Here is a 9827-nt window from a genome sequence, read left to right as displayed (position 1 = left end):
ACGGCGGCCGGCCGCCCGCCGTCGTGGGCGGCGGCCTCGACGAGGTACGGCGTGGCCATCACCTGGACCAGCACCTGCCCCCGGCCGGTGCCGGTGCGAGCAAGCGCGGACAGCCGGGCCACCGCGTCGGCGTACCGGCCGTCGATCAGGTCCAGCACGCCGAGCGCCCAGCGGGCGTACGCGTCGGGCCGGCTCCCCGGCGCGGCCCCGTCGCCGATCTCGGCGATCCGGGCCAGCGCGGCGTCCCGGTCGGCGCGGACCGCGGCCAGCACGGCAAGGATGCCGAGGTGCACCTGGGCGCAGACGTGCTGGCCGGTGGCGCGGGCGGCGCGCACGCCCTCGCGGGCGGTCTGGGCCGCGGCCTCGTGCCGGCCCAGCCAGTACTCGGCGACGGCCCGCAGTTCCAGCGCCCGGGGCAGCAGGGACAGCTCGCCGCGCGAGCGGGCCACCTCGACCGCCCGGCCGGCGAGCCGGTGCGCGGGACCGTCCACGGCCACGAGCAGGGCGGCCGCGGCGGCGCAGACGAGCGCGCCGGGGGTGAGCGCGGGACCGGTCAACCGGCCGCCGAGGACGACGACACGGCGCAGCGCCGGCCCACCACGGGCGTGGTCGCCGCGCAGCGTCGCCCCGACACCGGCGGCGAACGTGGCCGGCAGGTCGAGGTCGGGCGGGTCGCCGGGCCGCCGCAGCGCCTCGGCCCGGCGGGCCACCTCGGCGTACCGGTACTGGTCGCCGGTGACGCAGATGGCCTCGCCGGCCCGGACCAGCGCCAGCAGCGCGGCCCGCCGGTCGGCCGGCGCGACCGCGTCGGCGGCGGCCAGCAGCGTGGCGACTGCGGCGGCGGGCGCGTCGCAGCGCAGTTGCATCTCGCCGCGGAGCAGGTCGGCCCGACCGGGCGCCGGTCCGGCGGTCAGGCGCCGTAGCAGCCCCCGGGCCTGGTCCGGGTCGCCGGCGGTCCAGGCGCACCGCGCCGCCGCGATGGTCAGCTCGGCGGCGCGGCCGGGATCGGGGCTCAGCTCGGCGGCCCGGCGCAGCACGACGGCGGCGGCGGCGCGGTCCGGCACCTCGTCGACCGCCGCGGTCAGCTCGGCGGCGAGCACGTCGGCCGGGCAGTCGGCGGCGGTGGCGTGACGCAGGGCCCGGCCCAGCGTGCCCTCGGCGAGCGTGCCGGCCAGCAGCAGGTGCGCCGCGCGCAGGTCGGCGAGCGGCGCGACGGCGGTGATCATCGTGCGGGCGAGCGGGTGCGGGAACGTCACCCCGCCGGGTCCGGTACGCAGCAGCCCGGCGGCCTCGGCGGGGGCGAGCGCCTCGACGGTCAGCCCGGCCGCCCACGCGGCGCGGACCAGCGTGCCCGGGTCGTCGCCGGGGTCGAGCGCGGCGAGCAGCACCATCCGCCGGGTCGGGACGGGCAGCCGGTCCAGGCGGGCCCGGTACGCGGCGGCGAGCGCGCCGTCCACCGGCGGCGTGCCGGGCAACGGCGCCTCGCCCCGCCACTGGGCCGGGGTGAGCGTGCCGGCCAGGTCGGCCAGCGCCGCCGGGCTGCCCCGGCTGAGCGCGGCCAGCGCCGTGGCCACCGCCACGGGCGGCCGCTCCCGCCGGCCGGCGAGCATCGCGTGGCACTCGTGGGCGTCCAGCGGGCGCAGCCGGTGGGCCGGTACGCCGTCGACGGTGGCCGGTGCGGTGGCGGTCAGCAGCATCGCCACCGGCAGCCGGCGCAGCCGGCGCGCCACCACCGCCAGGGTCCAGGCGCTCTGCGGATCGCCGGTGTCGAGGTCGTCCACCGTGCACAGCAGCGGCCGGCCCGCCGCGACGGCGGCGAGCAGGGACCGCACCGCGGCGGCCAGGGCCAGGCGCTGCTCGGCCGGGCACCCGTCGCCGCCGAGCGCGCGGCGCAACAGCCGGCGTTGCCGCACCGGGAGTGCGGTGTCCGCGTCCAGCACCGGGTCGAGCAGGCGGTGCAGCCCGGCGTAGGGCAGTGTCGCCTCGTCGGCCAGGCCGGCGCCGGCGAGCACCGCGCGCTTCCCCGCCCACCTGCGGGCGTACGCCAGCAGGGCGCTGCGCCCGGAGCCGGGCGGCCCGTGGAACAGCAGCGCGCCGCCGTCGTCGCAGTCGAGGAGCCGGCGGATCGCGTCGCACTCGTCGTCCCGGCCCCACAGGTCTATATGCACTGTCGATGCAGAAACCATGCATGCAGTGTCACAGATGGGCAACCCGCCGGAAAAGAGGCGGACACGCTCCCGGGGTGGCCGCCGTGGCGACCACCCCGGGAGCGGAGGGGATCAGGAACTGGGGCAGGTGTTGCGGTACTCCTGGATCGCCGACCCGGTCGGGCCCGGGCAGAGGAACTGCTCGTAGCGGGTGTCGTCGTCGACGAACCGCTTCAGCCAGGCCACCATCTGCTTCGCCGTCGGCGTGTTCGTCGTCTGCGGGAAGAAGTGGCTCGCGTTGTTCAGCTCGAGGTACGCCTTCTCCGACGACGACGGGATGCTGGTGTAGAACGGGATCGAGTGGGTCGCCACCGGCGCCACGCTGTCGGACTCGCCGCCGATGATGAGCGTCGGCACCCGTACCTCGGACCAGGTCTTGTCCAGGTTCCACGGTGCGAGCGGGACGGCGGCCTGCAACGACGGCCGGGCCGCCGCCGCCTCCAGGCTGCCGCCGCCGCCCATCGAGTGCCCGGCCACGGCGAGCCGGGACGAGTCGATCCGGCCCCGCACCGAGCTGCGCTGGGTCAGGTAGTCCAGCGCGGCCAGGAGTTGGCGGCCCCGGCTGTCCGGCTGGTCCAGCCGGGTGATGGTCTCGATGCCGATGACCACGAAGCCGTGCGAGGCGATCCGCGGACCGAGCCAGCTCAGGCTGGACCAGGAGGCGGTGTAGCCGGGCGAGATGGCGACCGCGCCGAAGGTGCCCTCGGCGGTGCTGGTCGGGTAGTAGATGACGCCGCCGCCGAAGCCGGTCACGCTCAGCGAGGAGACGTTTGTCGACGAGGTGGCGAACGGGCCGCGGCTGGCCTCCAGGATGGCGTTCGTGGGCGCCGGGCCGCGCTCGTAGGGACTTGCCGCGCTCGCCGCGGCCGGGACGGCGAAAGCGCCGCCGGTGGCGAGCAGCGCGGCCACGGCGAGGCGGGCGAGGACACGGACGGGGGTACGGGAACGGGTGGTGGTGGGCACGTCGGTCACTCCTTGCGCCGGAATTACATCGACATGCGTCAGCATCGATGCCCGGCCGCCCATGCGCATCGGTGAAATCACCGGTCCGCCGGCGGTGACCCGGCCGTGACATGCACGGCGGACGATTGCCCCATGCACCCGACGCGACGGCACCTGACCCGGCGGCACCTGCTCGGCGCCACAGCGGCGGCCGGCGTCACCGGCCTGGCCACCGGCTGCGAGCCGGACCGCCCGGCGGGCGGGACCGCGGCGCCGGACGACGCGCCCGCCCTGGATCCGGCCAGTTGGGACAGCGTCCGCGCCCAGTTCGCGCTCGACCCCTCCCGGGCACACCTGGCCACGTTCGTCTTCGCCCCGCACCCGGCCCCGGTACGGGCCGCCGTGGCGGTCCACCGTGCCGGCCTCGACCGGGACGCCTCGGGCTACCTGGGGCTCCACGAGGAACGGCTGGACCGCGCGGTGCTGGACGCGGCGGCCGGGCACCTCGGCACCCGGCCGGAGCAGATCGCGCTCACCGACTCCACCACCATGGGCCTCGGCCTGGTCTACAGCGCGATCCGGCTGCGAGCGGGCGAGGCGGTACTGACCACCGAGCACGACTTCTACGCCACGCACGAGTCGCTGCGGCTGCGCGCCGAACGCGACGGGCTGACGGTGCGCCGGGCCCGCCTCTACCGGGACGCCGCCACGGCCACGGCGGACGAGATGGTAGCCGGGCTGACCGCGGCGCTCACGCCCCGCACCCGGGTGGTGGCGCTGACCTGGGTGCACTCCAGCACCGGCGTGAAACTGCCGGTACGCCGGCTGGCCGAGGCGGTCCGCGAGCGCAGCCCGGAGGCGCTGCTCTGCCTCGACGCGGTGCACGGCTTCGGTGCCGACGCCTCCACACCCGAGCAGCTCGGCTGCGACGTGCTCGTCTCCGGCTGCCACAAGTGGCTGCTCGGGCCGCGCGGCACCGGCCTGGTCTGGGCCGCCGAGCGGGCGTGGGCGCGGATGACGCCGGTGATCCCGACCTTCGACGGGCGGGCCATCGGGCGTTGGATGGGCGGCGGGACCGGCGGGGCGTCCGTGCCGCCGGGCCAGGCGCACACGCCCGGCGGCTACCACAGCTTCGAGCACCGGTGGGCGCTCGCCGACGCGTTCGCGTTCCACCGGCGCATCGGCCCGGCCCGGGTCGCCGCACGCACCCGGGAGCTGGCCGACCGGCTCAAGGATGGGCTGGCCGGGATCCGGGGCGTCCGGCTGGTCACGCCGCGCGCCGCCGACCTGTCCGCCGGGGTGGTCTGCTGCGAGGTGCCCGGCGTGCCGCCGGACCGGGCGGTGGACCGGCTGCGGTCGGCCGGGGTAATCGCCAGCAGCACCCCCTACCGGCCGTCGTACCTGCGCTTCGGCGCGACGATCGCCAACGGCGAGCAGGACGTGGATTCGGCGCTGCGGGCGGTCCGCACGCTGGTCTGAGCCGGCCCGGCTGTCACTCGGTGAACTCGCAGAAGGACAGCACCCTGTCGAACCGCCGGGCGGCGAGGTCGTCGTGGCGGATCAGGAACCGCGCGTTGACGTACTCCTCGTCCGGTACGCCGAACTGGGCCAGCGGCACCCACTCGCGCATCATCCGCTGTTCTTCCTCGTACCGGGCCACCATCCGCTCCGCGCGGGGCAGGGCCCACCCCTGCTGAACCCGCTCCGGGTCCACCATGAACGTCTCGGGCGGATCCTGCGCGGAGATGGTGTAGCCGCCGACGAAGACGTCGTCCGGCAGGTGCCAGTTCCGCTCCGGCCAGAGCTGCTCGACCAGCGCGCTCATCTCCTTGCGGTGCGGCATGTCGCGCAGGAGCTGGATCTGGGTGGCACTCAGCCACTCCTCCGAGCGGTCCAGCCAGTCCGGCAGTTCCGCCTGGAGGCCGGCGTGCAATTCGTGCTCGGGGGCGAGGAACGGCTCCATGTCGGTGTCGGCGGGCACGACGTACTCACCGTCGGCCGTCTCGGCGCCGGCCGGGACGTACACGACCCGCGCGAACTCCTGCTCGGCCTCGATGCCGCAGGCGTCCCGTGCGCTCTCCTGGTCGAGGAAGAACAGCAGCGTGCGTCGGCCGGCAGGGCGAGATCCGGAACCCGGGGCAGCGCCGCGCAGTCGAGCCGGAGCAGGAACGGCAACGGGAAACCCTCCGAGCACGTGGGCCACGGCATGCCCACCGGCAGACGCGGCCGCCCGCCCCGTCGCCCGGCGTGCACGCCCCCCGCTCGCTGACCGGCGTGGACCTGGAAGCGGATCAGCTCCGCGAAGCGGGCCACCTCGTCCTCGGGTACGCCCTGCTCGATCGCCGCCCGCCGGAATTGATCTCTCTCGTTCATGATCGGGGAGAATAGCCGGACCGTCCGACATGGAGTGTGGGCCGGGATCAGGGCCCGGTACGCGGCCGCACCGCCGGTGACCAGGTGACGTCGTAGCGCTCGGCGGCCACCGCCTCGGCGAACGCGGTCGCCGCCGCCGGTGAGCCGGCGATGCGCCAGTCCTTCTCCTTGTCCACCTCGAACCAGATCAGCCCGATCAGGTTCGGATAGCGGGGCAGCGCACGGAACGTGTCCCGGATCCACCGCGCCTTGTGCCCGGCGGCGTCGGCGGCGCCGGTCTCGGTGACCACGAGCGGCTTGCCGGTGACCTTGCGGATCTCGGCGATCGTCGGGCCGAAGATCTGGTCGAACGACCAGTACGTCCTGGTGAACGCGCCGCTGCCGTAGTAGCCGGTCACGCCTACCCAGTCGACGTACTCGTCACCCGGGTAGAGCCCGGTGACCCCGGCGGTCGTCTTGTCCCAGCGGGCGTTCGGGCTCCACACCCAGGTGACGTTCGTGGCGCCGGCCTCGGTGAAGACGTCGTGCACGTGCCGCCAGGCCCGGACGTAGTCGCCGGGGCGGTTGCCGTTGGCCCGCTCGCACCAGGGGTACCAGTCGCCGTTCATCTCGTGCGCGAAGCGGATCGCGACCGGGTAGCCGAGCGACCGGACCCCCTGCGCCCAGGAGCGCAGGTAGGTGTCGAAGTCGCCGCGCGCGATCCGGGCCAGCCGGTAGTCCGGCTGGGTGGCGCGCAACCGGTCGATCTGCCTGTCGGTCAGGCCGGTGCGGCGGGCCGCCTTGTCGACCGTGTGGTCCCACGGCTCCCAGCCGAGCATCGGCATCATGCCCCGCTCGGCGATCCGGTCGAACAGGCTCCGGTCGAACGCGGCCGACGCCCAGTCGGCGCCGAAGAGCATCACCTGCGGCGACCGCCCGGCCGCCTCGGCGAACCTGTCGACCGGCGCGAAGTCGTACGGTCCCTTGTCCGTCATCACGCCGACGAACGCCTGCCCGGCCGGCGGGAACGGCCCGCCGCGCGGGCTCGGCGCGACCGCCGCCGGCACGTCGGTGCTCGCCTGCGGCGTCGCCGGGGCGGGCCGCCGGGCCGCGGCGTCGGTGCCCGGGTCGCGCCACGCGCCCGGCGCCACCACGAAGGCGTACGCGAGCAGCAGCAACCCGGCCAGCGCGAGGCCCATCCGGGGCAGCGTCGGCCTCAGCACGGCACGCCGCCCTCGGTCACGGTCCGGGGCACCACCTGCGGTTCCCGGGCCGGTTCGGCGGCCCGGTCCCGGCGGGCCCGCAGACTCTCCACCCAGGAGATCAGCGGTGGCGCGAGCCCGGTCAGCAGCGTCAGCACCGGCCAGACCCGCAGCAGCGGGTAGTCGTGTTCCAGCGCGAAGCTCGCCGCGAGCAGCCCGGCGGCGGCGAGCGCCCAGCACAGGTGCAGCCGGAACGTACGCACCGACTCGACGGTGCGCAGCGCGCCCTTGGCGGTGACCACGAAGCCGAGCTTGCGGCGCAGCAGCGCGCCCGCCGCGGCGGCCACGTACACCGGTCCGGCGAACAGGGCGAGCGCCATGCCGGCCATGCCCACCTCCTCCCGCTCGTGCGGGGCGATGTTGAAGCGGCGCAGCCAGAGCCAGAGCAGGAACCAGGTGCCGACGGTGGAGCCCCACAGCGTCGCCCAGACCTGCGGGTCGAGCCGGCCCGCGTCGACACCGGTCAGCAGGTAGAGCGCGGTGGCGGCGTTACCCAGCAGCAGGCTCACCGCCACGCTCGGGTAGTAGAACTGGAGCAGGCGGTACTGCCAGCGGCGTCGGGACGGCAGGTCGCGCGGCGTACGCAGCTCGCGGCGCAGCAGGATCTCGCAGATCCCGGCCGCCCAGCGCTTCTGCTGGTTGAAGTAGTCCGCCCAGGAGGTCGGTCCCTCGCCGAGCGCCACCACGTCCGGGGTGTAGACGCCCTTCCACCGATTGCCGGTGGCCGGGTTGACGGCGGCGTGCACGCGGATGCTGGTGAGGTGGTCCTCGATGATCGAGTCCTGGTAGCCGCCGATGGTCCGCCAGGCCGCCGGGCGGTAGAGGTGCCCGGTGCCGGTCAGCAGCGGCGCGTCCAGGCCGTTGCCGCCGCGGGCGATCAGCCCGTTGTAGAGGTACTGCTGCACCGAGGCGCCGTGGGCGACGAAGTTCTGGTGCATGTTGCCGTACACCTGGGGGGTCACCACGAACGCGACGTCCGGGTCGCGGAAGTAGCCGAGCGTGCGTTCCAGGAAGTTCGGCAGCGGCACGTGGTCCGGGTCGACGTTCGCGACCACGTCGTAGCGGTGCTCGTGCTCGGCCCGCCAGGCGTTGTGGTTGCCGGACTTGGTCCGGGCCCGGAACTCGCCGCCGGGCCGGTTGTACTCCGGCCGGCCCTTGCGGGTGAAGTGGCGGACGCCCAGCCGCGCGGCCATCGCCCGGACCGCCGGATCGTCGCCCTCGTCGAGGATCCACACGTCGACGCGCCCGCAGTAGACGATCTCCCGCAGCCGGCGCAGTGTCCGCTCGGCGACCTCGATCGGCTCCTTGCTCGGCACGATCGTGGTGAGCAGGGCGACCCGCAGGCCGACCGGCGGGTCGACGGGCACCGGGTCCCGGGCGTGGTAGGCGAAGACCCAGACCACCACGTTCTGCGCCAGGCGGATCAGCTCGACGCCGACGACGACGCAGAACGCGAGCCGGGCGGCGACGGTCTGCCAGCCGCCGAGCCCGACGACGCCGGGCCCGGGCACGTGCTGGGGCAGCAGCAGCCAGCCGACGAAGACCAGGCCGGCGGCGCTGTTGACGAGCACCAGCAGGGTCAGGACCAGCCGCGCGGCGACCGAGGCGGTGGGGCGGAACTCGACCGCCGCGTCGGGGCGGCGGGGCGGTCGCAGCGGGCCGGCGGTGGCGCCGCACCGCGCGTACGCGAGGCGGGCGCGGACGTTGCGCTGCCGGCGGTCCGGATCGGCCGGCGTCCCGGGCGGGACGGGTGCGATCGGGCGGGCGCCCGGCGGCCCGGCCGTCGTGGCGCGGGACGGGCGTGTATCGGCGGCGACTGCCACGTTTCCCCCATGGTCTGCAGGCTCAGGAGCCGACCGAATGCTAAGCCGACAATCAACCGCAAAAAGGGTGAATCAGGCAGACATCGCCCGTTCGTCGACGGGTCAGACGGTCAGCCCGGGAAGCTGGGCCGCCACGGCGGGCAGCGCGACGAGAGCCAGCACGGCGACGGCCCCGACGGCACGCGCACGGGACAGGGCGACCCCGCCGAGCACCGCCCAGGCGGGCACCGTGAACAGCAGGTTCACCGCCGACCAGACCGGCACGGCCTGCGCCAGCGCCAGCAGTCCGAGCGCCGGCACCAGCGCCCAGGCGGTGCAGATCGCGGCGGCGTACCGCAACGGGAGGCTGAACAGGGCCAGCCCGGCCAGCACGCCGCCGAGCGCGGCGACGCCGAACAGGTCGCCGGGCGTGGCCGCCAGCACGGCGGCGCCGGGTCGCACGCCGGACGCCAGATGACCGCCGTCGCGCAGGCCGGCGGCGAGCAGCGCGGCGACCGGGAGCAGCCCGAGGACCACCGCGGCCAGCCACCTGACCGCGACGCGGCGACGGAACGCCAGCACGGTCCAGCCGTGGCCGGCGAGCAGCAACAACGCCACCGGCTGGCACAGGCCCAGCAGCAGCACCGCGCCCGCGTAGGGCACGAGCCGCGGCAGGCCCGGCCGGTCCAGCGCGGGCACCAGCAGCCAGGTGGCGAGCACGGCGGCGAACACCGCCAGCGCGTACGGCTGCGCCTCCTGCGCGTACCGGATCGAGGTCGGCAGCACCGCGAAGATCGCCCCGGCCGCCAGGCCGGCGGCGGGCGTGGCGATCCGGGCGGCGAGCGCGCCGACGAGCGCCGCGGCCCCGATCATGGCCAGCAGCGACGGTACGCGCAGCGCGAGGTCCGCCGCGCCGAACAGCGCCGCCCAGCCACGCAGGAGCAGGTGGTACGGCCCGAGCGCGACCTCGTCGCCGGTCAGCGCGGCGCCGATCCCCGGCCACGGCGACGTGGCCGCGCGCCGGGTCGCGAGTTCTCCGGCGCTCGGCGCCGACGCGGTGATCCGGGCGGCGCCGAGCGCGCCCATCACCGCTGCCGGCAGCAGCCACGCCGCGATCCGCCAGCGCCACGCGGCGGTCGCGGCGCGGGCGGTGACCCGGCGCGGCCGGTCCTCGCCCCACGGGTCCTCGACCGCGGCGTCCCCGAGCCGGGGCAGGACCATGGTGTCCGCGTCCATCATCGTGACTCACGCATCCCTGTGGG

7 protein-coding genes and 1 pseudogene are annotated in these 9827 nt (G+C 75.7%); 1 reads left to right on the top strand and 7 read right to left on the bottom strand.

Features of this window, described 5'->3' with window-relative positions; translation table 11 throughout:
• Both ACPCK6_RS22065 and ACPCK6_RS22060 read right to left on the bottom strand, forming a co-directional pair.
• A partial coding sequence (locus ACPCK6_RS22065; RefSeq protein ID WP_423482079.1) for an AAA family ATPase occupies positions 1 to 2186 on the bottom strand: 2186 nt, incomplete at its 3' end.
• A gap of 93 nt (positions 2187 to 2279) precedes the next feature.
• On the bottom strand, positions 2280 to 3170 hold the full coding sequence (locus ACPCK6_RS22060; RefSeq protein ID WP_396882474.1) for an alpha/beta hydrolase family protein: 891 nt from the start codon (positions 3168 to 3170) through the stop codon (positions 2280 to 2282).
• A 132-nt stretch (positions 3171 to 3302) separates the two neighbouring features.
• On the opposite strand from ACPCK6_RS22060, the gene ACPCK6_RS22055 reads away from it, so the two are divergent.
• A complete protein-coding gene (locus tag ACPCK6_RS22055; protein ID WP_423482078.1) occupies positions 3303 to 4628 on the top strand; it encodes an aminotransferase class V-fold PLP-dependent enzyme in 1326 nt (441 codons plus the stop codon).
• Between the two features lie 13 nt (positions 4629 to 4641).
• Here ACPCK6_RS22055 and ACPCK6_RS22050 read toward each other — a convergent pair whose 3' ends face one another.
• The 5 genes and pseudogenes from ACPCK6_RS22050 to ACPCK6_RS22030 form a co-directional block, all read right to left on the bottom strand.
• The gene (locus tag ACPCK6_RS22050) at positions 4642 to 5343 is read right to left on the bottom strand and encodes a DUF1963 domain-containing protein (RefSeq protein WP_423482077.1); all 702 of its coding nucleotides are present in this window, start codon (positions 5341 to 5343) and stop codon (positions 4642 to 4644) included.
• Positions 5319 to 5522 (bottom strand): annotated as a pseudogene (locus tag ACPCK6_RS22045) (hypothetical protein); the annotation flags it as partial. The gene ACPCK6_RS22050 and the pseudogene ACPCK6_RS22045, both read right to left, overlap by 25 nt.
• A gap of 47 nt (positions 5523 to 5569) precedes the next feature.
• Entirely contained in the window at positions 5570 to 6724 is a 1155-nt protein-coding gene (locus ACPCK6_RS22040; protein ID WP_423482076.1) for a glycoside hydrolase family 26 protein, read from the bottom strand.
• On the bottom strand, positions 6718 to 8586 hold the full coding sequence (locus ACPCK6_RS22035; protein ID WP_396882470.1) for a glycosyltransferase family 2 protein: 1869 nt from the start codon (positions 8584 to 8586) through the stop codon (positions 6718 to 6720). The genes ACPCK6_RS22040 and ACPCK6_RS22035 overlap by 7 nt, the downstream gene beginning before the upstream one ends.
• Before the next feature lie 102 nt (positions 8587 to 8688).
• Positions 8689 to 9804 carry a glycosyltransferase family protein gene (locus ACPCK6_RS22030; RefSeq protein WP_355508061.1) on the bottom strand — a complete coding sequence of 372 codons (1116 nt, stop codon included), beginning with the start codon at positions 9802 to 9804 and terminating at the stop codon, positions 8689 to 8691.
• Positions 9805 to 9827: the final 23 nt, after the last annotated feature.

It is taken from the genome of Micromonospora sp. AB353, from assembly GCF_049538395.1.
Classification (GTDB): Bacteria; Actinomycetota; Actinomycetes; order Mycobacteriales; family Micromonosporaceae; genus Micromonospora; species Micromonospora aurantiaca.
The sequence above is the reverse complement of the archived record's forward strand: the minus strand, read 5'-3'. Positions and strand labels throughout refer to the sequence as shown.

What these genes read in the sequence shown, in the direction of transcription:
- ACPCK6_RS22030 (WP_355508061.1), bottom strand. Translation starts at nt 9,804, where the DNA reads ATGATGGACGCGGACACCATGGTCCTGCCCCGGCTCGGGGACGCCGCG.
- ACPCK6_RS22055 (WP_423482078.1), top strand. Translation starts at nt 3,303, where the DNA reads ATGCACCCGACGCGACGGCACCTGACCCGGCGGCACCTGCTCGGCGCC.